The sequence below is a fragment of the Pseudomonas sp. LBUM1646 genome (genome assembly GCF_059716165.1).
Map to the genome: position 1 here is coordinate 4,467,019 of NZ_CP166810.1, position 25,201 is coordinate 4,492,219.

Sequence of the window (25,201 nt, forward strand, 5' to 3'; positions counted from 1 at the left end):
ACCCCTATTGTCTTTATTAGTGGGTTGATACAGAAAACGTGGCCCTACTCTCGCTCAAGTTGACGTTAACGTAAAGGGTGATTGACAGCCATTCATCACAGGCTTACGTTAACGTAAAGGTGAGAGCCGAATCACTGCCCTCCCCACCCTACAAAAAAGCCAAAAGGTGACCCATGAGCTACCCATCCCTGAACTTCGCCCTCGGTGAAACCATCGACATGCTGCGCGATCAGGTTCAGTCCTTCGTTGCCAAAGAGATCGCCCCGCGCGCCGCTCAGATCGACATCGACAACCTGTTCCCCGCTGACCTGTGGCGCAAATTCGGTGACATGGGCCTGCTGGGCGTTACCGTGCCGGAAGAGTACGGCGGCGCTGGCCTGGGTTATCTGGCGCACGTAGTGATCATGGAAGAAATCAGCCGTGGCTCCGCTTCGGTTGCTTTGTCCTACGGCGCGCACTCCAATCTCTGCGTCAACCAGATCAACCGCAACGGCAACCACGAACAGAAAAGCAAATACCTGCCCAAACTGATCAGCGGCGAACACATCGGCGCCTTGGCCATGAGTGAGCCGAATGCCGGTTCCGACGTGGTGTCGATGAAGCTGCGCGCCGACAAACGCGGCGATCATTACGTGCTCAACGGCAGCAAGACCTGGATCACCAACGGCCCGGACGCCAACACCTACGTGATCTACGCCAAGACCGACCTGGAAAAGGGCCCCCACGGCATCACCGCGTTCATCGTCGAACGTGATTCGAAAGGCTTCAGCCGCAGCAACAAGTTCGACAAGCTCGGCATGCGCGGCTCCAACACCTGCGAGCTGTTCTTCGATGACGTCGAAGTGCCGGAAGAAAACATCCTCGGCGTGCTCAACGGCGGCGTGAAAGTGCTGATGAGCGGCCTCGACTACGAGCGCGTTGTCCTGTCCGGCGGACCGACCGGGATCATGCAGTCGTGCATGGACCTGATCGTGCCGTACATCCACGACCGCAAGCAGTTCGGCCAGAGCATTGGCGAATTCCAGCTGATCCAGGGCAAAGTCGCCGACATGTACACCCAACTCAACGCCAGCCGCGCCTACCTCTACGCGGTGGCCCAAGCCTGCGAGCGCGGCGAAACCACGCGCAAGGATGCGGCGGGCGTGATCCTCTACAGCGCCGAACGCGCCACGCAAATGGCCCTCGACGCGATCCAGATTCTTGGCGGCAATGGCTACATCAACGAATTCCCGGCCGGTCGTCTGCTGCGTGACGCCAAGCTGTACGAAATCGGCGCCGGTACCAGTGAGATCCGTCGCATGCTGATCGGTCGCGAACTGTTCAACGAAACGAAATAAATTTCGTCAGCGGCAAGCGGCAAGTTTCAAGCGGCAAGAGAACCGCGCTCTTGCTTCAACTTGTAGCTTGTAGCTTGCAACTCGAAGCTGCTACGGAGTAGCCCATGATTCTGCATACCCAGCTCAACCCCCGTTCGGCGGAGTTCGCCGCCAACAGCGCGGCGATGCTCACACAGGTTGACGCCCTGCACACCCTGCTCGCCCAAGTGCAGCAAGGTGGCGGTCCGAAGGCACAAGAACGCCACACCTCGCGGGGCAAATTACTGCCCCGCGAGCGGATCAATCGCCTGCTCGATCCGGGTTCGCCGTTCCTCGAAATCAGTCAATTGGCAGCTTACGCGGTGTACGGCGAAGACGTTCCGGCTGCCGGCGTAATTGCCGGAATTGGCCGGGTTGAAGGCGTCGAATGCATGATCGTCGCCAACGACGCCACGGTGAAAGGTGGTTCTTACTACCCGCTGACCGTGAAAAAACACCTGCGCGCCCAGACCATCGCCCAGCAGAACCGCTTGCCCTGCATCTATCTGGTGGACTCCGGCGGCGCCAACTTGCCGCGTCAGGATGAAGTGTTTCCGGATCGCGAGCACTTCGGACGGATCTTCTTCAACCAGGCCAATATGAGTGCCATGGGCATTCCGCAAATTGCCGTGGTCATGGGTTCGTGCACCGCCGGTGGTGCTTATGTACCGGCGATGGCCGACGAAGCGATCATGGTACGCAATCAGGCAACGATTTTCCTCGCCGGCCCGCCGCTGGTGAAAGCCGCGACCGGTGAAGTGGTCAGCGCCGAAGATCTTGGCGGGGCCGATGTGCACTGCAAGATTTCCGGTGTGGCGGACCACTACGCCGAGAGCGATGAACACGCCTTGGCCATTGCCCGACGCAGCATCGCTAACCTCAATTGGCGCAAGCTTGGCGAGCTGCAACAACGTACGCCGATTGCGCCGCTGTACAGCAGCGACGAGTTGTATGGCGTGGTCTCGGCGGACGCCAAGCAGCCGTTCGATGTGCGCGAAGTGATAGCGCGACTTGTCGACGGTTCGGTATTCGATGAATTCAAAGCGCTGTTCGGGACCACGCTGGTCTGCGGCTTTGCCCACTTGCACGGTTACCCGATCGCGATCCTCGCCAACAACGGCATCTTGTTCGCCGAAGCCGCGCAGAAAGGCGCGCACTTTATCGAACTGGCCTGCCAGCGCGGCATCCCGTTGCTGTTCCTGCAGAACATCACCGGTTTCATGGTCGGCCAGAAATACGAGGCCGGCGGCATCGCCAAGCACGGCGCCAAACTGGTGACCGCCGTGGCGTGTGCCAAGGTACCGAAATTTACCGTGATCATCGGCGGCAGCTTCGGCGCCGGTAACTATGGGATGTGCGGGCGAGCTTACGATCCGCGCTTCTTGTGGATGTGGCCGAACGCGCGTATCGGCGTGATGGGCGCTGAACAAGCAGCTGGCGTGTTGGTCCAGGTCAAGCGCGAGCAGGCTGAACGCAGTGGCCAGGCTTTCAGCACCGAACAGGAAGCCGAGATCAAGCAGCCGATCCTCGATCAATACGAAGAGCAGGGTCACCCCTACTACTCCAGCGCACGACTGTGGGACGACGGCGTCATCGACCCGGCCCAAACCCGGGATGTGCTGGCCCTGGCCTTGTCCGCGTCGCTGAACGCGCCAATCGAACCGAGCCGCTTCGGCGTGTTTCGGATGTGATCGGGAGAACATCATGAGCGACTTCAACACCCTTGAACTGCTGACCGACCCACGGGGTTTCGCGACCCTGTGGCTCAGCCGTGAAGCCAAGAACAATGCGTTCAACGCGGAAATGATCCGCGAGCTGATTCTCGCCCTGGACAAGGTCTCGGGCGATGCCAGCCTGCGATTTTTGCTGGTGCGTGGACGCGGCAAGCACTTCAGTGCCGGCGCCGACCTGGCCTGGATGCAGCAATCGGCCGAGCTCGATTACCACACCAACCTCGACGACGCCCGGGAACTGGCGGAGTTGATGTACAACCTGGCCAAGCTGAAAATCCCGACCCTGGCCGTGGTGCAAGGCGCGGCGTATGGCGGCGCGCTAGGCTTGATCAGTTGCTGCGACATGGCCATCGGTGCCGATGACGCGCAGTTCTGCCTGTCGGAAGTGCGCATCGGCCTGGCGCCAGCGGTGATCAGCCCGTTCGTGGTGCAAGCCATCGGCGAACGCGCGGCGCGGCGTTATGCCCTGACGGCCGAGCGTTTCGGCGGGCAACGGGCCCGGGAGATCGGTCTGCTGTCGGAGAGTTATCCGGTCGCGGAACTGGAGCAGATGGTCGAACAGTGGATCGACAACCTGCTGCTCAACAGCCCGGCAGCCATGCGTGCCAGCAAGGATTTGCTGCGAGAAGTCGGCCACGGCGCGTTGACCCCGGCCCTGCGCCGCTACACCGAAAACGCCATCGCCCGCATTCGTGTCAGCCCTGAAGGCCAGGAAGGCCTGCGCGCCTTTCTGCAAAAACGTCCGCCGAACTGGCAAGCCGCAACCACCAAGGAGCCGCGTTGATGAGCGCACCTGTTCTCACCACCCTGCTGGTGGCCAACCGTGGCGAGATTGCTTGCCGCGTGATGCGTACCGCCAAGGCCTTGGGCCTGACCACCGTCGCCGTGCACAGCGCCACCGACCGTGACGCCCGGCACAGTCGCGAAGCGGATATACGCGTGGACTTGGGCGGCAGCAAGGCCGCCGACAGTTACCTGCAAATCGACAAACTGATCGCTGCCGCCCAAGCCAGTGGCGCCCAGGCGATCCATCCGGGCTACGGTTTTCTCTCGGAAAACGCCGGGTTCGCCCGCGCGATCGAAGCGGCTGGCCTGATCTTCCTCGGCCCACCCGCCTCGGCCATCGACGCCATGGGCAGCAAATCCGCGGCCAAGGCCTTGATGGAAACCGCCGGCGTGCCGCTGGTGCCGGGTTATCACGGCGAAGCCCAGGACCTCGACACCTTCCGCGACGCCTGCGAACGCATCGGTTATCCGGTGCTGCTCAAGGCCACGGCCGGTGGCGGCGGTAAAGGCATGAAAGTGGTCGAGGACGTCAGCCAATTGGCCGAAGCCCTGGCCTCGGCCCAGCGTGAAGCGCAATCGTCGTTCGGCGATTCGCGGATGCTGGTGGAGAAGTACCTGCTCAAGCCGCGTCACGTGGAAATCCAGGTGTTTGCCGATCAACACGGTAACTGCCTGTATTTGAATGAACGGGATTGCTCGATCCAGCGCCGCCATCAGAAAGTCGTCGAAGAAGCGCCGGCCCCAGGCCTGAGCGCAGAACTACGTCGCGCCATGGGCGAAGCTGCTGTGCGTTCGGCCCAGGCGATTGGTTATGTCGGCGCCGGCACCGTGGAGTTTCTGCTGGATTCGCGCGGCGAGTTCTTCTTTATGGAAATGAACACGCGCCTGCAAGTTGAACACCCGGTCACTGAAGCCATTACTGGCCTTGACCTGGTGGCCTGGCAGATTCGTGTGGCACGCGGTGAAGCATTGCCAATGACCCAGGATCAGGTTCCGTTGATCGGCCATGCCATCGAAGTGCGGTTGTACGCTGAAGATCCGAGCAATGATTTTCTGCCGGCCACCGGGCGCCTGGAGTTGTATCGCGAATCGGCTGAAGGGCCGGGGCGGCGCGTAGACAGCGGCGTCGAGGAAGGTGACGAGATTTCGCCGTTCTACGACCCGATGCTCGGCAAGCTGATTGCCTGGGGCGAGGACCGTGAACAGGCGCGTCTGCGCTTGCTGAGCATGCTCGATGAGTTCGCTATCGGCGGGCTCAAGACCAATATCAACTTCCTGCGGCGGATCGTCGGCCATCCGGCTTTTGCCGCGGCGGAACTGGATACCGGATTCATTCCACGTTATCAGGAGCAACTGCTGCCAGCCCCCACTGACCTCAGCGATCAGTTCTGGCACGCGGCCGCACAGGCGTTTGCGCAGGGCTTACCGTCGTTGTCTCGTGCCGATGACCCGAGTTCGCCGTGGGCGAACAACAATGGGTTGCGCGTTGGGCTGCCAAAAGAAATCACCTTGCATTTGAGTTGTGAAGGCCAGGATCGCGCGCTGACGCTGGGTGCTGTAAGTACGGCGCAACTCAAGGGCGAACAGTTGCTGATCGAGCACAACGGTTTGCGCCGCCAGCATCGGGCCATTCGCCGTGGCGACAGTCTGTATCTGCAATGGGAAGGCGAATTGCGCCGCGTCGAGTCTTACGATCCGATCGCTGCCGTCGAATCCAGTCACAGCCATCAGGGCGGCCTGACGGCACCCATGAATGGCAGCATCGTGCGGGTGTTGGTGGAGGCCGGGCAAACGGTCGAAGCCGGGGCGCAATTGGTGGTGCTCGAAGCAATGAAGATGGAACACAGCATTCGTGCGCCCCATGCCGGGGTGATCAAGGCGCTGTATTGCCAGGAAGGCGAGATGGTCAGCGAAGGCAGTGCGTTGGTGGAGCTGGAAGAAGCGTGAAATGAAGATCGGTCCTACGCATTGCGAGGACCGATCTGATTAGAATTTGGCTGTCGCCTGAACCACCACGCCGATAATTCGGCACTCCTCGGTGAAAAGGGCTTTCGGATACGTCGGATTGAGCGGGACCAGGTAACGCTGCCCGCCCTCTTCGATCAGCTTGCGAAACGTCGCCTCGGTGCTGTCCGGCCACTGGGCGATCACCAGTTTTCCGGGCTCCGGCACAATGGCCGGGTCCACCAGGATCATCATGCCCTCAGCAATGCTGATGCCAGTGGGCGCGGTCATCCCATCGCCCACCACACTCAGCCAAAAGGCCGGGCCCTGGGCGTGGTAGTCGGTCAGCTCGAAGCGTTCCTCCTTGCGATACACCGTCAGCTCACCATCGCGCACCTGCGCCGGCTCCTTCCAGTCGCTGACCGGGTAGCGGAAGTACGGGTTGTACTTGAGCGCCAGGGGCATCTCCTCCTCTTCCAGAATGAGTGGTTCGCGGATCACCAGCGCCACTTCGAGAAAATCCATGCCCAGCGCCTTCAACACACGGTTCATGTTGACGACGCCAGGATCGCGGCGTTTGTTCAGCCAGTGGCCGACGCCGCCCTGGGACATCCCGAGGCGCTCTCCGAGTTCTTCTTGAGTGATTTTGAGTTCACTCATTTTGGCCTTGACCAATTCAATCCATTTATCCATGTGCGGCACGATACGTGGGGGACTCCGACCCTCAAAACACAAATTGTAGTATTTAAATTCTCGTCACAAATACAGTACGTACTAGGATGGATTCACGGATCTGAATCTATCACGGAGTTCACCATCATCATGACCATGCCCAGCCACGACACGCCCGACACGCATTTCGACACCACTTTCACCTCGCCCAAAGGCACTGCCGCCGCGCAGCGGGCGCTGGACTATTACTTGAAACCAGCTGTTTCAGAAGTGGAAGTCCAGGCGCGGTTTTTCGACGTCAACCGCAACATCAGCAGCGAAGAGGCGTTGGTTCATGCATCCGATCTATTGCGCTGTGCCGCCGCGACCGCACAAGAATCAGCGGACAACCTGCAAGGCGCAAATCGGGCGCTGGCATTTTCTGTGGTGCACATGATTGATATGGCGCAGGCGATGGTCGACCGATCCCTGGATGGCGATCAGAACGACTGAGACGGATTGATTTTCGAGGAGGAAAGGAAAGAATTTTCCAATCGCACAGATAAAAATGTTTGACTTGCAAACGAGAATGATTATTATTGCATGCAGCTGGTCGCGAGATCAGTCGATGGACCAGAGGACCTTAGGTCGGTCTCCTGGACTATCTCCTCATCAGGCTAATCACGGTTTTTGACCCGGCTTTTTGCCGGGTCTTTTTTTTGCCAGTTATTCTGGCTTTGGCTTCAGGCTAATGAAGACTGTAGGTGCTGCGAATTCGATGGCGGGCATGATATCAAAAGAATATCTATTGGCAAGAAACCCCGGCAGCATTGGGCCAAACTAATCCAAAATAGCGCTTGAGAATCAATCACACAGTCTCTAAGCTGCTTCGGCGTCAAGGAGGACGCCCCCCGTTCCACCCTGCAATTTTCCCCCGATTCATCCCCGCCTTGCGTGTAAAGTAGCAGCCATAAAATCATAATCAGGAATCGACTATGACCGTGGCTAAATCCTCTTTCGACATCAGCGCCAACTTCGACAGCGGCAACATTGAAGTGCTGGACATCAGCAATCCGCTGCAAGCCCTGTTGGCGATCAAGCCAGACACCCGCAGCCAACATTTCCAGTGGTTCCACTTCAAGGCCAGCGGTCTGCATGTCGGTCAAGAGCATTGGTTTCGCCTGAACAACGCCAGCAAATCCTCGTACCACAAAGCCTGGGATGGTTATCAAGCCGTGGCGTCCTACGACCACGTCAACTGGTTCCGCGTGCCAACCATCTTCGAAGGCGACTGCCTGCGCTTCAGCCTCGAAGCCACGGCCACCCACGCCTGGTTTGCCTATTTCGAACCCTACAGTCGCGGTCGTCATGACTGGCTGATCGAGCAGGCGCTAACCAAGGCCGGCACCGAACTGCTGGCCACCGGCAAAAGTGTCGAAGGCCGCGACATCCAGTTGCTGCGCAAAGGCACAGGCGCTGAAGGGCAACGCAAGATCTGGATCATCGCGCAACAGCATCCGGGCGAGCACATGGCCGAGTGGTTCATGGAAGGCGTGATCGAACGCCTGGAAAAGCACGACGATCCGGTGCTGCAAAAACTCCTGGCCAGCGCCGACCTGTACCTGGTGCCGAACATGAACCCGGATGGCGCTTTCCACGGTCACCTGCGCACCAACGCCATGGGCCAGGACTTGAACCGTGCCTGGCAGAGCGCCAGTCAGGAAGTCAGCCCGGAAGTCTTTTTCGTCCAGCAGCAGATGGAAAAGTATGGCGTCGATCTGTTCCTCGACATCCATGGCGATGAAGAAATCCCCTACGTGTTCACCGCCGGTTGCGAGGGTAACCCCGGCTATACGCCGCGCCTCGAGAAGCTCGAAACCCACTTCCGTGATCACTTGAAGCATCTGACCAAAGACTTCCAGATCAAGCATGGCTACACCCGCGACTTGCCGGGCAAAGCCAATATGACGCTGGCCTGCAACAGCATCGGGGAGAAATTCGATTGCCTGTCGCTGACGCTGGAAATGCCGTTCAAGGACAACAACGATGCGCCGAATGCGTTGACGGGTTGGTCGGGTAAGCGTTCGAAGCAGTTGGGTAAAGACGTGCTGACGACCGCTGCGGAGATGGTTGATACGTTGCGCTAAGATCAAAAAGATCGCAGCCTTCGGCAGCTCCTGCGAAGGCGTGATCTTTTGACATTTAGTCGGCCGCCACCCGCACACAATCCTCCGGCCCCAACAACCGCCCATCCTCGGCGCGCAATTCCAACGGCCGCACCGGCCGCCCTTGTTCACGATCAACCACCCGTGAATGCGCCTCCCCCGCCTCAAAGAAAAACGCCTCGCCCCACTGCCGCAAACCGATGATCAACGGGAACAGGCCTTTGCCCTTCTCCGTCAGCACGTATTCCTGGTACGCGCTGCCATCCGACGCCGGCACCAGATCGAAAATCCCGTGGGCCACCAACGTTCGCAACCGCGCCGAGAGGATGTTCTTGGCCATGCCCAAATTGCGCTGAAACTCGCCAAACCGGCGAATGCCATCAAACGCGTCGCGCACAATCAGCAACGACCACCAATCGCCAATGGCATCCAGTGAACGGGCAACCGGGCATTCGGCGCCTTCCATGCTTGTACGTTTGACCATGATCGCGCTCGCCAACAAATGTGGTTGCAATATAAAACCAGTCTCCTTACCGTACAACTGGTTTTATTTTGAAACCACATCAGGAGCTTGGCATGAAGCCTAATCATCCATTGAACAGCGGCGCGGTGCTGCTGTTCGCCGTCGCTTGCGGCCTGGCCGTCGGCAATGTGTATTACGCACAACCATTGCTCGATGCCATGGCCGAGGCCTTTGCCATAAACCCGGCAACCATCGGCATCGTCGTCACCCTCACTCAAGTCGGTTACGGCGTGGGCCTGTTGTTGCTGGTGCCACTCGGGGATCTGCTCAATCGTCGGCGCCTGATCGTCACGCAAACGCTGTTGTCAGCGCTGGCGTTGCTGATGATCGCCTTCGCGCAAAACAGCGCCTGGCTGCTGATCGGCATGGCGTTGACCGGGTTGTTGGCGGTCGTGACGCAGGTATTGGTGGCATATGCGGCGACCCTGGCAATTCCGGAACAGCGCGGACGCGTGGTGGGCGTGGTCACCAGCGGCATTGTCGTCGGTATTTTGCTTGCTCGCACCGTGGCGGGTGGCATGGCCGATCTGGCCGGCTGGCGTTCGATTTATCTGCTTTCGGCGGGGCTGACCTTGCTGATGGCGCTGCTGTTATTTCGCGTACTGCCCAAACAGGAAGCCCCGCAACCGCCCCACACTTACGCCGCGCTGATCGGCTCGGTCTTCACCTTGTTCAAGGAAGAACCGGTGCTGCGTCAACGGGCGATCCTCGCCCTGCTGACCTTCGCCAGCGCCATGGTGTTGTGGACGCCCATGGTGTTGCCGCTGAGCGCCCCGCCGCTGTCGTTGTCCCACACACAAATCGGATTATTCGGACTGGCCGGTGCGGCGGGTGCACTCGCGGCGGCACGCGCCGGACACCTGGCCGATCGTGGTCTCGGTCAATGGACCAGCGGCCTGTCGTTGTTGCTAATGCTGGCTTCGTGGCTGCCCATCGCCTTCACCCAGTCTTCGCTGTGGGCGTTGTTGCTTGGGGTGATCACGCTGGATCTGGGTTTGCAGGCGGTGCACGTCACCAGCCAGAGCATGATCTACAGCGTGCGCCCCGAAGCCCAAAGCCGACTGACGGCCGGGTACATGCTGTTTTATTCGATAGGGAGCGCGTTGGGCTCGATTGGCTCGACGGCGATGTATGCGTGGGGCGGGTGGATGGGCGTGTGCTTGTTGGGTGCCGGGATCAATGCTGTGGCGCTGGGTTATTGGTGGCTGACGCTGGCTACCAAGACCCAACGTCTCACACAACCTGTGTAGCAGCTGCCGAGCACCGCGAGGCAGCGTTCGGCGGCGAAGCCGTCGTCAATCCTGCCACCGTGGTACACCTGAAAAAACGCGGTGGCTGATTTTACGACGGCTTCGCCGCCGAACGCTGCCTCGCGGTGCTCGGCAGCTGCTACAGGGAGTCATCGAAGGATGATCAACCGCGATTCTTACCCCGCAACATGCTGTCCAGTACATCATCACGACGCACCCAGCCATGAAACAACGCCGCCGCCAGATGCAGCAGCACCGTCAGGAACAACAGATAAGCCAGATAGCCGTGGGCCTTGCGCAAAAAGGCAAACACCTGCGCATTCGCCGGCACTATCGACGGCAACTGCAACGAACTGCTGAGCATCACCGGGTCGCCGGCAGCGGAAATCATCGCCCAGCCCAGCAGCGGCAAAACCAGCATCAGCGCATACAGCAAGACATGGGATGCCTTGGCCGCCAGCGCCTGCCAACCCGGCAGGTCCGCCGGCAGCGGTGGTTGCTGCGTAGAAAAACGCACGGCCAGGCGCACGATCACCAGCAGCAGAATCGCAATACCCAAAGGTTTGTGCAGGTGAATCAGCCACTCATGACGCTCGGACACCGAGGCCACCATGCCCGCGCCGATAAACAGCATCGCGATGATCATCAGCGCCATCAGCCAGTGCAGCAGGCGCGCCAGCGGGGCGAAATGCTTGGGTTGGGCGCTCATTGTTGAGCCTCCTGTTTGGCGGCGGGCAACTGATTCACTTCACTGGTGCGACGCAGGTAGGAACTGGCGTAACCAGCCGAACGAGCAGCGAGCAACGGGTCGTCGGAACCTTCGATCCCGGCAGGCAATACCAGCGGGTCGTAGTTGATGTCACGGCACTCGCCATTGAGTTGCGGCTGGGTCGCTTCGAGCACCAGGGTCCCGGCATTCAAGACTTTGCGGCCATCGGGCCAGGCCTTGCTGGCGTCGTTCACCGGATCGCCCGGGTTGGCCAGGGTGATGTTCAACTGCCAACGCAACGGCCCTGCGGAAATCCGTTGCACCAGGTCTTTCTCAAGGAAGTCGCCGCCTTCAGGCGCCGTGGCACCCGCCGCGTCCTTGACCACAGGGACCATGCTCCAACGCACCGCCTGCTTCTGCCCGGACGCGTTTACCAAGTAGAACGCGTTGACGCTGTTGTAGGTTTCCGTCACGTAACTGGCCGACGGCTTGGCGGTTTTGATCCAGGCCAGGAACGGCCCGGCTTCCGGATGCGAACCAAAGAACGCCGGGACGGCGGCAGGGTTCGGTTTGCCCGTGGCCGGGTCCGGCGATTGAGCTTGCTGCAATTGGTAGAACGCCTCAGGCGTGCCCACCGGGAACACCGGCATGCTGTTCATCCCGGTGCGCCACTGTTGGCCATTGGCCTGGGTGAAACGCAGCGCCATGCTGCGGATCGGCACGGCAGAGTCCGGCGCGTAAGGATTGCCGGCCGGCAAGGCGAAACGTCCGACCACCGGGGTCTGTGGCTCATTGAACACCTGAGCGCTGGAATAGCTGCGAGCCTCGCCGCTGCTCTCGAAGTGCCCCATCACGCACACGCCTTTGGAGTGATTACGCCGGAATCCCGGGTGCACGCCGTTGTTGGTTTCCAGTACGTTGATCAGCTTTTTCGGGGTCAGGCGCTGTGGGTCAAAGGTGCCGTTGACGTAGGCAAAAGCCCCGGCCACTGCAGCGACGATGACCGCGATGCCGGCCAGGCGCATGATCAGGCTGGCGGTACTCAGCGGCGGCCGGGTGGGCGGTGATGAGCGATCTACCATGAAAGACTCCAGGGCCATCGGCCACAAGTGAGAAGAACCAAGCAGACGCACCCCGCGCAGGTTTATTCCATCGGTCGGTATTTATTTTTACAGGCGTGGAATAACCTTCAGTGCCGGGCGTCTTCCTAGTCCACAGCGTAGTGACTAGTCAGAACTTCATGAACGATATCGACGAACAACTGAGAGAAATCATTCCCAGATTGCGCCGGTTTGCCGTGTCGTTGACGCGCAACCCCAGCAGCGCCGACGATCTGGTCCAGGCCAGCCTTGAACGGGCGCTGTCGAGTTGGAGCGACAAACGCCCCGACGGCGACCTGCGCGCCTGGCTGTTTTCGATTCTGTATCGGCAGTTTCTCGACGCCCACCGACGCTCCCGGCGTTATGCGCGGATGCTCGAATTCTTTACCGGGCGTGACGATGCGCAACCATCGGCCGAGCGCACCGTGATAGCCCAAACCACCTTGCAAGCCTTCGACCAGCTCAACACCGAACAGCGCGCCCTGCTGCTGTGGGTGTCGGTGGAAGGCCTGACTTATAAAGAGGTCGCCGAGATTCTCGGCGTCCCGACTGGCACCGTGATGTCCCGCCTGTCCCGCGCGCGCCAGGCCTTGCGCGAACTCAGCGATGGCGAAATCAGCCGCCCTTCCCTGCGGAGACTCAAATGATCAGCATGCCCCCAAGCGAGCGTGACCTGCACGCCTACGTCGATCACCAACTTAACGAGGACGACCGACGTCTGGTGGAGACTTTTCTGGCCACTAATGCGGAAGTTTCCGAGCAGGTGCGCGCCTGGCAGCAGGATGCCCAACAGTTGCGCGCGGCGTTAAGCGGCGCATTGCAGCAAACGGCCAACCCGGACCTTGATCCAGTCGTGATTCGCCAGCGCCTGAAACGCCAGTCCCGGCGGCATCTGGCCAGCGCGGCGGTATTGCTGATCGCGGTCAGCATTGGCGGAATCAGTGGCTGGCAGGCGCGGGAGATGACCCTTCTCAGCACCCAGGCGCCGATGGCCGATGCGATGCAGGCCTACCGGTTGTTTGCCCAGCAAGGCATGTTGCCGGCGGATTACAAGGTCAGCGATGACGGCGACATGCAGAGCTGGCTCGACCGCTATTTCACCCAGGCCAATCGCTTGCCGGACCTGGCGAGTGCCGGTTTCAAACCGGTCAGCGGGCGTTTGCTCAGCACCGAGCAAGGGCCGGCAGCGATGGTGGTTTATGAAGACGCGGGCGGGCACAAAATCAGCTTCTACGTCCGCCCACCAGGCCCGAAAAATTACCTGCTGCCACGGGGCAGTCGCAGCGATGGCGAGTTGCAGGCCGAATATTGGTCGGGCGCCGGCTACAACTACGCAATGGTCAGCCCGAGCGACACGGCGGCGGCGCGGATGCTCAAGCAAACCGTGCAGTTTTAGCCGACCGATCGTGACCGATCGTTCCCACGCTCTGCGTGGGAATGCCTCAAGGGACGCTCCGCGTTCCAGCTCCGGGAAGAGACGCGGAGCGTCCCGGGCTGCATTCCCACGCGGAGCGTGGGAACGATCATCACGCAGAGCATGGGAACGATCATCAGTTCTGCCCGAACACCTGCGAAGGCCGCCGCAGTAAAGGATCAAACGGATTAATCCGCGGCCCGATCAGCGCCGCTTCACGCTTGAGCATCTCCACCACCGTCGGCAAGCGGTCCGGCCCCAATCGATCGCTGACAGTCGCCACACTCAACGCCGCCACCGCCCGACCATCACGATCCAGAATCGGCACCGCCACCCCCGCCATGCCTTGCAACACGCCAGTGTTACGCCCGGCATACCCCAACGCCCGCACGTTCTCGACTTCCGAACGCAGGAACACCTCGTCATACAAATGGAAATCCTTGAGTCGCGGCAAGTTGTAGTGAATCACCGTGTCCCGCTCTTCTTCCGGCAGAAACGCCAGGATCGCCAGACTGCCCTGCCCGACACCCAACGCCACGCGCCCGCCGATGTCCCCGGTAAAGGTGCGAATCGGAAACGGCCCTTCACTGCGATCCAGGCAGATCGCATCAAAGCCACTGCGCGCCAGCAGAAACAACGAATCCCCCAACGACGCCGACAGCCGCAACAACGCCGGCCGCGCCAGTTCTCGCAGGTTGCCGGTATTCCCCGCACGCGCCGCCAGGGCGAAAAAATCCAGGCTCAGGCGATAGCGTTTAGTGCGCGCATCCTGCTCGACCATGCCCTCGTCCATCAGGCTGCGCAGCAAGCGATGCGTCGTCGGTTGTGACAAACCAATGCGCTGGGCCAGTTGCGTCACGCGCTCGCCGCCCTCGACCGTATCACCGAGGCTGCGCAGCACTGCAAACAGCCGGGAGACCGCGCCAACACCGACTTCATTTTTATTTTCATTCCGCTCAATGGAATCAGACATGGATTTTCTCGACTAAAAATTTACTCACTGAATGAAACTGAAAATAGTCATCGTCTCAGTGAAATAGACCATTGAGCCCATCCTATTCTTCGTCCTACTCTGCGTCCATACAGGGGCGATTCGAACAACAGCGGCAGCCGACCCAAGTCGAGCGCCAACGCACCCCGCATCATCCTTTCGTATCTGCCCATACAAAAAAGCGCGACCCCAAGGCCGCGCATAACAATCTCAGGTGGAGCGCAGCTATGGCATTCGTGCAACTTGAAAACCTCGGTAAACGCTACGGCGCAATCGACGCGGTCGTCGCCACTAATCTTTCGGTAGAGAAAGGCGAGTTCGTGTCCCTGCTCGGTCCTTCCGGCTGCGGCAAAACCACCACGCTGCAAATGATCGCCGGCTTCGTTGACGTCAGCAGCGGGCGCATCGTGCTCGACGGTCGCGACATCACCCACGCCAAACCCGCCAGCCGTGGCCTGGGCGTGGTGTTCCAGAGTTACGCGTTGTTCCCGCACATGAGCGTGCAAGACAACGTCGCCTTCGGCCTGCGGATGCGCAAAGTGCCCAACACCGAGTTGCAGCAACGGGTGGCTCGGGTGTTGAAACTGGTGCGCCTCGACCAACATGCCGAGCGCTACCCACGGGAGTTGTCTGGCGGTCAGCGTCAGCGTGTGGCGCTGGCCCGGGCGCTGGTGATCGAGCCGCCGGTGCTGCTGCTCGACGAACCGCTGTCCAACCTCGACGCCAACCTGCGCGAAGAAATGCAATTCGAAATTCGCCGCATCCAGCGTGAAGTCGGCATTACCACGTTGATGGTCACCCATGACCAATCCGAAGCGCTGTCGATCAGCGACCGCGTGGTGGTGATGCAGGCTGGGCGCATCACCCAGATCGACGCGCCGTACACCCTTTACGAACACCCGCGCACCGAGTTCATCTCCGGGTTCGTCGGCAAGGCCAACCTGCTGCCTGGCGCGCGTGATGACGCGGGCGTAGTCCAAGTGCGCAGCGGCGGTGACCTGACCCTGAGCCTGCGCCCGGAAAAAATCGACCTTCGGGAAAAAGATCACGGCCGCTTGCAAGGTCAGATCGTCAGCCGTTTCTTCCTCGGCAGCCAATGGCTGTACGGCGTCTCGACCACCCTGGGCGAACTCAGTGTGGTGCGCCGCAACGACGGTTCGGCGCCGCTGGCCGAAGGCACGGCGGTGGGCCTGGACTGGGACGCGGCGCTATTGCGGGTGCTGAGTGTTGACGAGGTGTCGGCATGAGCCTGCTCGCCTCCCTCCGCCAGGGACGCCAAGGCTATTTATTGTCGGCACCGGCGCTGGCGTTGTATGTGTGCCTGCTGGTCATTCCTTTAGTGCTGACGCTGGTGCTGTCGTTCAACGTCTTCGACTACAGCTCGGGGATCAACAGCAACGCCTACACCCTCGACCACTACAGCAGCCTGTTGGGCGATCCGTACTTCTACGAAATTTTCCTGCGCACGTTCTGGATCAGCGGCCTGACCACGCTGCTGTGCGTGGTGATCGGTGTGCCCGAGGCTTACATCCTCAGCCGCATGGGCGCGCCGTGGCGTTCGATTTTCCTGATTCTGATCCTCACCCCGCTGCTGATTTCGGTGGTGGTACGCGCCTTCGGCTGGAGCCTGTTGCTCGGCGCCGACGGCTTGGTCAACCAGACCTTGCAGGCCTTCGGCGGCTCGCCGATGAAGTTGCTCTACACACCGTTCGCGGTGGTGATTGCGCTGGTCCACGTGATGCTGCCGTTCATGATCATTCCGGTCTGGACCTCGTTGCAGAAACTCGACCCGGCCGCCGAACAAGCCGCGCTCTCGCTGGGCGCCAGCCACCTCACGGTCATGCGCAAAGTGGTGCTGCCGCAAATCATGCCCGGTGTGTTGTCCGGCACCTTGATCGTGTTCGGCCTCGCCGCCAGCTCCTTCGCCATTCCGGGTTTGCTCGGCGGACGTCGCCTGAAAATGGTCGCGACACTGATCTATGACCAGTACCTGTCGGAGCTGAACTGGCCGATGGGCGCCGCGATTGCCGTGGCCCTGTTGCTGCTCAACCTGCTGATCATGTTGTCGTGGAACCGGATGATCGAAGGCCGCTACAAGAAGTCATTGGGATAACTCGACATGTCCAAGAACGGTCCTTTCGCCCTGCTGTTTCATGCCCTGGTGGTGCTGTTCATGCTCGCGCCGCTGGTGGTCGTGTGCCTGGTGGCTTTCACTCCGGAAAACACCTTGAGCCTGCCGACTACGAACTTCTCCCTGCGCTGGTTTCGCGCGGTGTTCGAGCGTGCCGATTTTGTCGATGCGTTCTACAACAGTCTGATTCTGGCGTTCTGCGCCGCGACATTGGCGACGCTGATTGCGGTGCCAGCGGCACTGGCCATCACCCGCTATGAGTTTCCCGGGCGCGGCTTTTTCAATGGGCTGTTCCTGTCGCCGATCATCATTCCGCACTTGGTTTTAGGCGTCGCACTGCTGCGCCTGTTTGCGCTGATGGGCGTGAATGGCAGCTTCGGCTGGCTGATCTTCGCCCATGTGCTGGTGATCACGCCGTATGTGCTGCGATTGGTGCTGGCGTCGGCGATTGGCCTGGACCGCAGTGCCGAGCACGCGGCGCAATCGTTGGGCGCCGGGCGCTTCACGCTGTTCAAGCAAATCACTTTGCCGATGATTCTGCCCGGTGTCGCCGGTGGTTGGTTGCTGGCGTTTATCAACAGTTTCGACGAGGTGACGTTGTCGATTTTTGTCACCTCGCCGGCCACGCAAACCTTGCCGGTGCGCATGTACGTGTACGCCACCGAATCCATCGATCCGATGATGGCGGCGGTCTCGGCTTTGGTAATCGGTCTGACGGCGCTGACGATGATTCTGCTCGACCGGGTCTATGGCCTGGATCGGGTTCTGGTGGGTAAACAATGAGGGCGCCATGGCTCTGCTGAAACGACTGGCTGAAGGCGACCGCCCGGCCCTGGACTTTGTCCTCGACGGCCAACCGGCCACCGCCCTGCTCGGCGACACCGTGCTAACCGCGGTGCTGACCTGCAGCGACCACCTGCGCGGCAGCGACTTCAGCGCCGAACCCCGCGCCGGGTTCTGCCTGATGGGCGCGTGCCAGGATTGCTGGGTGCGTTTAGGCGACGGCCGCCGGGTGCGAGCCTGCTCGACGTTGCTTGAAGCCGGGCAACAGATCAGCCGCGAACCGGGGCGTTTGGTATGAATCCCGTGATCATCATCGGCGCCGGCCCCGCGGGTATCCGTGCCGCACAAACCCTGGTCGCCCATGGCGTGCGCCCGATCCTGCTGGATGAAGCCGCACGCGGCGGCGGGCAGATTTATCGGCGGCAACCCGCAAACTTCACACGCTCAGCAAACAAGCTCTACGGCTTCGAAGCGCGCAAGGCCAATGCGATTCATCAAACCCTCGACGCCCTGCGCGAGCAACTCGACTACCGCCCCGAAACCCTGGTGTGGAACGCCGAGGCCGGTGCGCTCGACACTTTGCAGAATGGCCGCGCCACGCGCCTGGCCTTCTCCCGGGTGATCGTCGCCACTGGCGCCACCGACCGGATTCTGCCGGTGCCGGGCTGGACGTTGCCGGGGGTTTATAGCCTCGGCGCGGCGCAGATTGCGCTGAAGTTTCAGGGCTGCGCCATCGGTGAGCGAGTAGTGTTCGCTGGCAGCGGACCGTTGCTGTATCTGGTGGCCTATCAATACGCCAAGGCTGGGGCGAAGGTTGTCGCGGTGCTCGACAGCTCGCCCTTCAGCCAACAGGTCCGCGCCCTGCCCGGCCTGCTGGCACAACCGGCGACGTTGGCCAAAGGCATTTATTACCGCAGCTGGCTGACCGCCCACGGCATCCCGGTGCATCAGGGCGCCAGCCTGGTTCAGGTCAACGGCGAACAACGCGTGCAATCGCTGATCTGGCGCAACGCCAAAGGCTCACAGCAAATCGATTGCGATGCGGTCGCCTTCGCCCATGGCCTGCGTAGCGAAACCCAACTCGCCGATTTGCTCGGCTGTGAATTCGCCTGGAACCCGCTCAACCGCGCCTGGCTACCGCAACGAGACAGCGCCGGTCGCAGCAGTGTCGCCGAGGTTTACCTGGCCGGTGACGGCGCCGGGATCATGGGCGCTGACGCGGCGGAAATGGCCGGTGAGCGCGCCGCGTTGGCACTGCTCGAAGACAGCGGCTACCTGATCCCGACCGAGCGACCCATCGCCCTTGAGCAATCACTGGAGCGAGTCGGCACCTTTCGCAAAGGCCTGGAACAAGCCTTCGCCTTCCCCGAGGACTGGGCCGCCAACACCGCCGACAACCTGATCGTCTGCCGCTGTGAAGAAGTGCGGGCCGGCGATATCCGCCAGGTCGTGCGCGAAGGCCACTGGGAAATAAACCGGGTCAAGGCCCACTGCCGGGTTGGCATGGGGCGCTGTCAGGGCCGGATGTGCGGGGCCGCTGCGGCGGAAATCATTGCCTGTGAAAGTCAGCGTCCGGTGTCGGACATCGGCCGGTTGCGCGCGCAGTCGCCGATCAAACCGTTGCCGTTTGGCCTGGAGGTCGAGCCATGATTGAAGTCGATGCAATCATCATTGGCGGCGGCATTGTCGGCGCTTCGGCCGCACTGTTTCTCAGCAAGGCCGGTCGCCGCGTGGCGCTGCTGGAGCGAGACTTTTGCGGCTCCCACTCCAGTGGCGTGAACTACGGTGGCGTGCGGCGTCAGGGCCGTCCGTTGTCGCAACTGCCCTTGTCGCAACAGGCTCACGAGCTCTGGGCCCAACTGCCGCAACTGATCGGCATCGATGGCGAATACCAGCGCAGCGGTCACTTGAAACTGGCCCGCAGCCTCAACGACCTGCGCGCCTTGCAGGACTACGCCGCCAGCAGCCAGGGGTTCGGCCTCGACTTGCAGATCCTCGAACGCGATGAGCTGCGCGCACGGTTTCCGTGGGTCGGTGATGTAGCGGCCGGTGCGTCATTTTGCCCCGACGACGGCCACGCCAACCCGCGTCTGGTGTCCCCGGCGTTTGCCCAAACGGCGCGGCGCCATGGTGCGCAGATTCATGAGCAATGCGCCGTCACCCAGGTTGAACACGACGGCCAGCGCTTTAACGTCAGCACCGCGAGCGGCCTCAAACTCCGCGCACCGTGGTTGCTCAATTGTGCCGGAGCCTGGGCCGGAAAATTGGCCGAACAGTTTGGCGAAGCGGTGCCGATGCACGCTGGGCACCCGGCGATGCTGGTCACCGAACCCCTGCCGCTGGTGATGAACGCCAGCACCGGGGTCGAGGGTGGCGGCATTTACGCCCGCCAGGTCGCGCGCGGCAACTGCGTGTTGGGCGGCGGCCAGGGCTTTGCTCTCGACGATGCCCGCGCCCGGCCCGGCCAGAACGCCGTGCTTGAGATCCTCCGTCAAGCCGTCGAGCTCTATCCGTTTCTCGAAGGCGCCCAGGCGATTCGCACCTGGAGCGGCACCGAAGGTTATCTGCCTGATCGCCAACCGGTGATCGGGCACAGCGGCACCCAGCCCGGTCTGTTGCACGGGTTTGGCTTTGCCGGCGCCGGTTTTCAGATCGGCCCGGCGGTGGGCCAGGCGCTCACCGAGATCATCTGCAGCGGCGCCTCAAAAACGTCGCTGGATGCGTTTTCCATCACCCGGTTTCACTCCATCTCCGTTGCTTGATAGAGGAAGGTCGCGCCAATGAATAACGTCAAACGCACTGCACTGCTCGGTTTGTCCTGCATGGGCGCCCTGCTCACGGTCACTCAGGCCCAGGCCGAACCGACGCTTTACCTGGGCATGAACGGCGGGACCATGGAGCGGCTCTACGCCGACAAGGTGCTGCCGGTGTTCGAGAAAGCCAATAACGTCAAAGTCGTGATCGTGCCGGGGACCTCCGCCGACATCCTGGCCAAGGTCCAGGCCAGCAAGGGCAACCCGCAACTGCACGTGATGTTCCTCGACGACGGCATCATGTACCGCGCCATCTCCATGGGCTTGTGCGACAAACTCCAGGACAGCCCGACCCTGGCGCAGATTCCGGCCAAGGGTCGGATCAAGGATGAGGCCGTGGCCGTCAGCCTCGGCGTCACCGGGCTGGCCTACAACACGCGACTGTTCAAGGAAAAAGGCTGGGCCGCGCCGACCTCGTGGATGGACCTGGCCGACCCGCGCTTCAAGGACAAAGTGGTGTTCCAGTCCATGGCCTCCTCGACCTTCGGCCTGCACGGTTTCCTGATGTTCAACCGGATTCAGGGTGGCAGTGAAACCGATGTCGAACCGGGCTTCAAGGCCTGGCCGAACACTGTGGGCCGCAACGTGCTGGAGTACATCCCGAGCTCGGCGAAAATCTCGGAAATGCTGCAAACCGACGAAGCCGCGTTGTTCCCGCTCACGCCAACCCAAGTCACCGCACTTAAGCTCAAGGGCATGTCGGTGGAGTACGCGCAACCGAAGGAAGGCGCCGTGGTGCTCAACGTCGCCGAATGTGCGATCGCCAACAACACCCAACCGGAACTGGCGCAAAAACTCGCGGCGTTCCTGCTGACACCGGACGCACAAGCTGCGGCGCTGGAGGATGGCGACCAGATTCCGTCCAATCCCAACACCCCGACCACCGACAAGACTCGTGGTCAGGTTGAGGCGATGAAAAAGTATCTGGAGACAGCGATTGCTGTTGATTGGGACCAGGTGAACGAGCAGCGCCCGGCGTGGAATGCGCGGTGGAATCGGAGTATTGAGCGGTAGTCGGTAACAGCCGAAAACCCATGGTTTCACACCGCCCCTGTAGGAGCTGCCGAAGCCTGCGATCTTTTGACGTTGATCTTCAACAAGCCTCGTCGCACTGAAGATCAAGATCATAAGATCGCAGGCTTCGCCTGTTCCTACAGGTGTATGGCGTTTTCTGTGGCGAGGGGGCATGCCCCAACTGTATCGACACAAGTGGTAGGACAATTCCCCATCTGGTTAAACTACACCGCCGCTGCTCGGTGAGCCGGCCTGAAGAACCCGGGGGTGACATTATCGTGGCCGTTCGACCGCCAATCCGTTCGCGACTCACACCGCGCTGGCCCGCACTACGCCGCTTGCTCGGCAAGGCTGTTGCGCCCACCGCCAGCCATCGGGTGATCCACGATTACTTTCAGCACAAAGCCCTCGCCCAGGGCTATACCCTCAGCCACAGCCAGCAGCGGGTGATCGACTGCATGGCCCAACATGCAACGACGCTGCTCGGTACGTCAGCGAAAACCCTGCCCGGCCTGTACTTGCACGGCGCGGTCGGGCGCGGCAAGAGCTGGCTGCTGGACGGTTTTTTCCAGGCCATCCCCCTCGCGCAAAAACGGCGCCTGCACTTTCATGAGTTTTTTGCGCAACTGCATCAGGGCATGTTCAGCCATCGCGAACAACCCGATGCCTTGGCGACCACTCTGGATGAGCTGCTGCAGGATTGCCGGGTGTTGTGTTTCGATGAGTTTCACGTCCACGACATCGGCGATGCGATGCTCATCACCCGGCTGTTCAAGGCCTTGTTCCGCCGGGGCATCCTGCTGCTCGTCACCTCCAACTACCCGCCGGAAGGCTTGCTGCCCAACCCGCTCTACCACGCGCGTTTCAAACCGGTGATCGATCTGATCAACACGCGCATGCAAGTCATGGAAGTCGGCGGCCCCCACGACTACCGAAGCCAGGCGCGAACCCACGCCCAGCAAATGTTTACCCACGGCCACTACGTCTGGCCGGCGACGCGGGCCCAGCGCCAGGCGTTGAACCTGCCTGAAAGTGGCTCGGTCCTGGCGTTGCCGGTCGGGACCCGGCACCTGCCCGCGCGGTACTGCGAAGGGCGAACCGTCGGTTTCACCTTCAGCGATCTGTGCGACCACCCCACGGCGGTGATGGATTACCTGGAACTGTGCCGGCGTTTCGATCACTGGATCATCGATGAACTGCCCAGCTTGAGCGAGTGTTCGATTGCGGCGCAGCAGCGGTTTATCAACCTGATCGACGTTTTGTACGATCAGGACAAGCATCTGGTGTTGCTGGGGCAGCGGTCGTTGCGCGAAAACCTGGGCGGCGATGCTATTGACCTGGCGCGGACTCGCAGCCGGCTGGGACAGTTGGTGGAGGTGCGGGAGCCGTAAAGATCGCAGCCTTCGGTAGCGCCTACGCGGCGGTGGGCGCGGCCGAAGGCTGCGATCTTTTCAGCGCCGGCACTGCCTCATATCGTTATCATGTCGCCCGCGTTCTTCTTCACCTTCAATAGCGAATCCGTTCATGAATACCCTCGCACAACTGCAGGCCGGCGAGCTGGCAGGCATCACTCGTCTGGATCTTTCCTGCGGCCTCACCGAGTTCCCCCGGGAAATCTTTGACCTGGCGGACTCGCTGGAAGTGCTCAACCTCAGCGGCAATGCCTTGAGCAGCCTGCCGGACGACCTGCATCGCCTGACCCGTTTGCGGATTGTGTTTTGCTCCGATAACCAGTTCACCGAACTGCCGGCCTGCCTGGGCCAGTGCGCTGCGCTGAGCATGATCGGCTTCCGCGCCAACCGCATTGAACGGGTGCCGGGCACTGCGTTGCCGCCGCTGTTGCGCTGGCTGATCCTGACCGACAACTGCATCAGCGAACTGCCCAGCGAGCTGGGTGAACGTGCGCTCATGCAAAAACTGATGTTGTCCGGCAACCGCTTGCAGCAACTGCCCCAGAGCCTGGTGCAATGCCATCGACTGGAGCTGCTGCGCCTCTCAGCCAACCGATTTACCGAACTGCCCGAGTGGCTGCTGACCCTGCCGGCCCTGACCTGGCTGGCTTACGCCGGTAACCCGCTGGAAACCGAAGCCGACGCGGCCGCCCTTGACGCCACACCGAGCATCCCTTGGTCAGCGCTGCAGCTTGAGCAAAAACTCGGTGAAGGCGCGTCCGGCGTGATCCATCGCGCCACATGGGAACGCCCGCAACAGCCGACCACTCTGGTGGCGGTAAAACTCTACAAAGGCGAAATGACCAGCGATGGCTCGCCACTGCACGAAATGAACGCGTGCATCACTGCCGGACTGCACCCCAATCTGATCCGCGTCGAAGGGCGAATCGTCGAGCATCCGCTAGCGCAGGCAGGGCTGGTGATGCAACTGGTCGACCCGAGTTATCGCAATCTGGCCGGGTTACCGAGCCTGGCGTCCTGCAGCCGCGACGTCTACACCGACGACACCCGCTTCACAGCGGCTGTGGCTTTGCGCATCGCCCGTGGCATCGCGTCGGCGGCTGAACATTTGCACCAACAAGGCATTACCCACGGCGACCTCTACGCCCACAATATTTTGTGGAACGAGCACGGTGATTGCCTGCTGGGTGACTTCGGTGGTGCGTCGTTTCATGCGACCACGGACAACTTGGAAACTCGCGCGCTGCAACGGATCGAAGTGCGGGCGTTCGGGGTGCTGTTGGAGGAATTGCTGGAGCGGATTGATTCAGGCTTGAGCGATGAAGATCGGGTGGCGCTGGGGGATTTGCAGCGGCGCTGCTGCCAGGCGGATGTGCTGGCGCGGCCGGGGTTTAGCGAGGTTGTTGGTGTATTGCAGGGGATTGTTGCGGCGGCTTGAAGAAAAAGATCGCAGCCTTCGGCAGCTCCTACGCGCCTGTGGGCGCCGCCGAAGGCTGCGATCTTTTACAGACAACACCATTTTTGCTGAAAGAACTTAACCCGCCAACCCGACAAACATGTCCTGCACGTCATCGTGGTTATCGAGGCCTTCGAGGAAGGCTTCGACTTCAGCCATTTGCTCATCGCTCAAACCCGTGACCGGGTTCTTCGGCTGGTAGCCCAGTTTGGCCGACAGCACGGTGAAACCTTGCTCAGGCAGGGCTTTCTGTACCGAATCCAGGTCCGCAGGCTCGGTCAGGAACAGGGTCGTGCCCTCTTCTTCGCCCGGCTCGAAATCCTGGGCACCGGCTTCGATGGCGGCCATTTCCGGGTCGGCGTCAGGGCTGTCCGGGGACGCCTCGATCATGCCGACGTGGTTGAAGTCCCAGGCTACCGAACCGGAAGCGCCCAGTTGGCCCTTGCGAAACGCCACGCGGATTTCCGCCACGGTGCGGTTGATGTTGTCGGTCACGCATTCAACGATCAGTGGCACCTGATGCGGGGCAAAGCCTTCGTAGGTCACGCGATGGTATTGCACGGTCTCGCCCAACAGGCCCGCGCCTTTCTTGATCGCGCGATCCAGGGTTTCTTTGGGCATCGAGGCCTTCTTGGCCTGCTCGACCACCAGACGCAGATGTGCGTTAGTGGCGGTATCGGCACCGTTGCGCGCAGCAATGGTGATTTCTTTCACCAGTTTGCCGAAGATCTTGCCCTTGGCGTTGGATGCCGCTTCTTTGTGTTTAACCTTCCACTGTGCGCCCATTACTCACTCTCTTGATCTGTGGCGCCGAGACATCTATTGGCCGACGCATGGCGGCAAGTTTATACGGCCTAAAGTCGGCAATCGACCAAAAATTCCATCCTGTTTACCGACATGACGTCGACATTTTCAACAGCCCTTGTAGGGCAAATCTGAAAAGTCGATTTGCGATGACTATTCAGGCTCGT

Annotated in this window: 24 protein-coding genes; 18 read left to right on the plus strand and 6 right to left on the minus strand. The window is 61.0% G+C overall.

What is annotated here, in order from left to right; genetic code table 11:
- Nucleotides 1-173: 173 nt before the first annotated feature.
- From ACA071_RS20445 to ACA071_RS20460, 4 genes are all read left to right on the plus strand, one after another.
- Nucleotides 174-1,337, plus strand: coding sequence for an isovaleryl-CoA dehydrogenase (locus ACA071_RS20445; RefSeq protein WP_497640817.1), 1,164 nt, complete (start codon nucleotides 174-176; stop codon nucleotides 1,335-1,337).
- A 104-nt stretch (nucleotides 1,338-1,441) separates the two neighbouring features.
- Nucleotides 1,442-3,046, plus strand: a complete 1,605-nt coding sequence (locus ACA071_RS20450) for a carboxyl transferase domain-containing protein (RefSeq protein WP_497640818.1) — start codon at nucleotides 1,442-1,444, stop codon at nucleotides 3,044-3,046.
- Between the two features lie 13 nt (nucleotides 3,047-3,059).
- On the plus strand, nucleotides 3,060-3,872 hold the full coding sequence (locus ACA071_RS20455) for a gamma-carboxygeranoyl-CoA hydratase (protein WP_497640819.1): 813 nt from the start codon (nucleotides 3,060-3,062) through the stop codon (nucleotides 3,870-3,872).
- Nucleotides 3,872-5,821: an acetyl/propionyl/methylcrotonyl-CoA carboxylase subunit alpha gene (locus tag ACA071_RS20460; protein ID WP_497640820.1), complete on the plus strand. Its 1,950-nt coding sequence runs from the start codon at nucleotides 3,872-3,874 to the stop codon at nucleotides 5,819-5,821. The genes ACA071_RS20455 and ACA071_RS20460 overlap by 1 nt, the downstream gene beginning before the upstream one ends.
- A 39-nt stretch (nucleotides 5,822-5,860) precedes the next feature.
- On the opposite strand, the gene ACA071_RS20465 is transcribed toward ACA071_RS20460, so the two are convergent.
- Nucleotides 5,861-6,511: a LexA family protein gene (locus ACA071_RS20465; protein ID WP_497640821.1), complete on the minus strand. Its 651-nt coding sequence runs from the start codon at nucleotides 6,509-6,511 to the stop codon at nucleotides 5,861-5,863.
- A gap of 129 nt (nucleotides 6,512-6,640) precedes the next feature.
- Here ACA071_RS20465 and ACA071_RS20470 point away from each other — a divergent pair, with 129 nt between their 5' ends.
- Nucleotides 6,641-6,982 (plus strand): DUF6124 family protein, encoded by a 342-nt coding sequence (locus ACA071_RS20470; protein ID WP_497640822.1) that lies wholly within the window; start codon nucleotides 6,641-6,643, stop codon nucleotides 6,980-6,982.
- Nucleotides 6,983-7,464: 482 nt separating this feature from the next.
- Nucleotides 7,465-8,616 (plus strand): M14 family metallopeptidase, encoded by a 1,152-nt coding sequence (locus ACA071_RS20475; protein ID WP_497640823.1) that lies wholly within the window; start codon nucleotides 7,465-7,467, stop codon nucleotides 8,614-8,616.
- Nucleotides 8,617-8,671: 55 nt separating this feature from the next.
- Here the strand turns inward: ACA071_RS20475 and ACA071_RS20480 are convergent, their stop codons facing one another.
- A complete protein-coding gene (locus ACA071_RS20480) occupies nucleotides 8,672-9,118 on the minus strand; it encodes a winged helix-turn-helix transcriptional regulator (protein WP_497640824.1) in 447 nt (148 codons plus the stop codon).
- Nucleotides 9,119-9,210: 92 nt separating this feature from the next.
- On the opposite strand from ACA071_RS20480, the gene ACA071_RS20485 reads away from it, so the two are divergent.
- Complete coding sequence (locus ACA071_RS20485) at nucleotides 9,211-10,407, plus strand: MFS transporter (protein ID WP_497640825.1); 1,197 nt, start codon at nucleotides 9,211-9,213, stop codon at nucleotides 10,405-10,407.
- Between the two features lie 163 nt (nucleotides 10,408-10,570).
- Here the strand turns inward: ACA071_RS20485 and ACA071_RS20490 are convergent, their stop codons facing one another.
- Together ACA071_RS20490 and ACA071_RS20495 are read right to left on the minus strand one after the other, a co-directional pair.
- Entirely contained in the window at nucleotides 10,571-11,116 is a 546-nt protein-coding gene (locus ACA071_RS20490; protein WP_497640826.1) for a cytochrome b, read from the minus strand.
- Nucleotides 11,113-12,198, minus strand: coding sequence for a catalase family peroxidase (locus ACA071_RS20495; protein ID WP_497640827.1), 1,086 nt, complete (start codon nucleotides 12,196-12,198; stop codon nucleotides 11,113-11,115). Before ACA071_RS20495 ends, ACA071_RS20490 begins: the two co-directional genes overlap by 4 nt.
- Before the next feature lie 158 nt (nucleotides 12,199-12,356).
- Here ACA071_RS20495 and ACA071_RS20500 point away from each other — a divergent pair, with 158 nt between their 5' ends.
- Complete coding sequence (locus ACA071_RS20500; RefSeq protein WP_123410032.1) at nucleotides 12,357-12,863, plus strand: sigma-70 family RNA polymerase sigma factor; 507 nt, start codon at nucleotides 12,357-12,359, stop codon at nucleotides 12,861-12,863.
- Entirely contained in the window at nucleotides 12,860-13,612 is a 753-nt protein-coding gene (locus ACA071_RS20505; RefSeq protein WP_497640828.1) for an anti-sigma factor family protein, read from the plus strand. The genes ACA071_RS20500 and ACA071_RS20505 overlap by 4 nt, the downstream gene beginning before the upstream one ends.
- A 154-nt stretch (nucleotides 13,613-13,766) precedes the next feature.
- Here the strand turns inward: ACA071_RS20505 and ACA071_RS20510 are convergent, their stop codons facing one another.
- Nucleotides 13,767-14,603: an IclR family transcriptional regulator gene (locus tag ACA071_RS20510; protein WP_497640829.1), complete on the minus strand. Its 837-nt coding sequence runs from the start codon at nucleotides 14,601-14,603 to the stop codon at nucleotides 13,767-13,769.
- Between the two features lie 245 nt (nucleotides 14,604-14,848).
- Here ACA071_RS20510 and ACA071_RS20515 point away from each other — a divergent pair, with 245 nt between their 5' ends.
- From ACA071_RS20515 to ACA071_RS20555, 9 genes are all read left to right on the plus strand, one after another.
- Nucleotides 14,849-15,868, plus strand: a complete 1,020-nt coding sequence (locus tag ACA071_RS20515) for an ABC transporter ATP-binding protein (protein ID WP_497640830.1) — start codon at nucleotides 14,849-14,851, stop codon at nucleotides 15,866-15,868.
- Entirely contained in the window at nucleotides 15,865-16,734 is an 870-nt protein-coding gene (locus tag ACA071_RS20520) for an ABC transporter permease (protein WP_497640831.1), read from the plus strand. The genes ACA071_RS20515 and ACA071_RS20520 overlap by 4 nt, the downstream gene beginning before the upstream one ends.
- Nucleotides 16,735-16,740: 6 nt before the next feature.
- Nucleotides 16,741-17,535, plus strand: coding sequence for an ABC transporter permease (locus ACA071_RS20525; protein WP_054053788.1), 795 nt, complete (start codon nucleotides 16,741-16,743; stop codon nucleotides 17,533-17,535).
- A 7-nt stretch (nucleotides 17,536-17,542) separates the two neighbouring features.
- Nucleotides 17,543-17,833: a (2Fe-2S)-binding protein gene (locus ACA071_RS20530; protein ID WP_497640832.1), complete on the plus strand. Its 291-nt coding sequence runs from the start codon at nucleotides 17,543-17,545 to the stop codon at nucleotides 17,831-17,833.
- Nucleotides 17,830-19,185: an FAD/NAD(P)-dependent oxidoreductase gene (locus ACA071_RS20535; protein ID WP_497640833.1), complete on the plus strand. Its 1,356-nt coding sequence runs from the start codon at nucleotides 17,830-17,832 to the stop codon at nucleotides 19,183-19,185. The genes ACA071_RS20530 and ACA071_RS20535 overlap by 4 nt, the downstream gene beginning before the upstream one ends.
- Nucleotides 19,182-20,297 carry an NAD(P)/FAD-dependent oxidoreductase gene (locus ACA071_RS20540; RefSeq protein ID WP_497640834.1) on the plus strand — a complete coding sequence of 372 codons (1,116 nt, stop codon included), beginning with the start codon at nucleotides 19,182-19,184 and terminating at the stop codon, nucleotides 20,295-20,297. The genes ACA071_RS20535 and ACA071_RS20540 overlap by 4 nt, the downstream gene beginning before the upstream one ends.
- Nucleotides 20,298-20,315: 18 nt before the next feature.
- Nucleotides 20,316-21,362 (plus strand): ABC transporter substrate-binding protein, encoded by a 1,047-nt coding sequence (locus tag ACA071_RS20545; protein ID WP_497640835.1) that lies wholly within the window; start codon nucleotides 20,316-20,318, stop codon nucleotides 21,360-21,362.
- 278 nt (nucleotides 21,363-21,640) lie between these two features.
- On the plus strand, nucleotides 21,641-22,753 hold the full coding sequence (gene zapE / locus ACA071_RS20550) for a cell division protein ZapE (RefSeq protein ID WP_497640836.1): 1,113 nt from the start codon (nucleotides 21,641-21,643) through the stop codon (nucleotides 22,751-22,753).
- 133 nt (nucleotides 22,754-22,886) lie between these two features.
- Nucleotides 22,887-24,212, plus strand: a complete 1,326-nt coding sequence (locus tag ACA071_RS20555; RefSeq protein ID WP_497640837.1) for a leucine-rich repeat-containing protein kinase family protein — start codon at nucleotides 22,887-22,889, stop codon at nucleotides 24,210-24,212.
- A 96-nt stretch (nucleotides 24,213-24,308) separates the two neighbouring features.
- On the opposite strand, the gene ACA071_RS20560 is transcribed toward ACA071_RS20555, so the two are convergent.
- Entirely contained in the window at nucleotides 24,309-25,016 is a 708-nt protein-coding gene (locus ACA071_RS20560; protein WP_497640838.1) for a YebC/PmpR family DNA-binding transcriptional regulator, read from the minus strand.
- Between the last annotated feature and the right edge of the window lie 185 nt (nucleotides 25,017-25,201).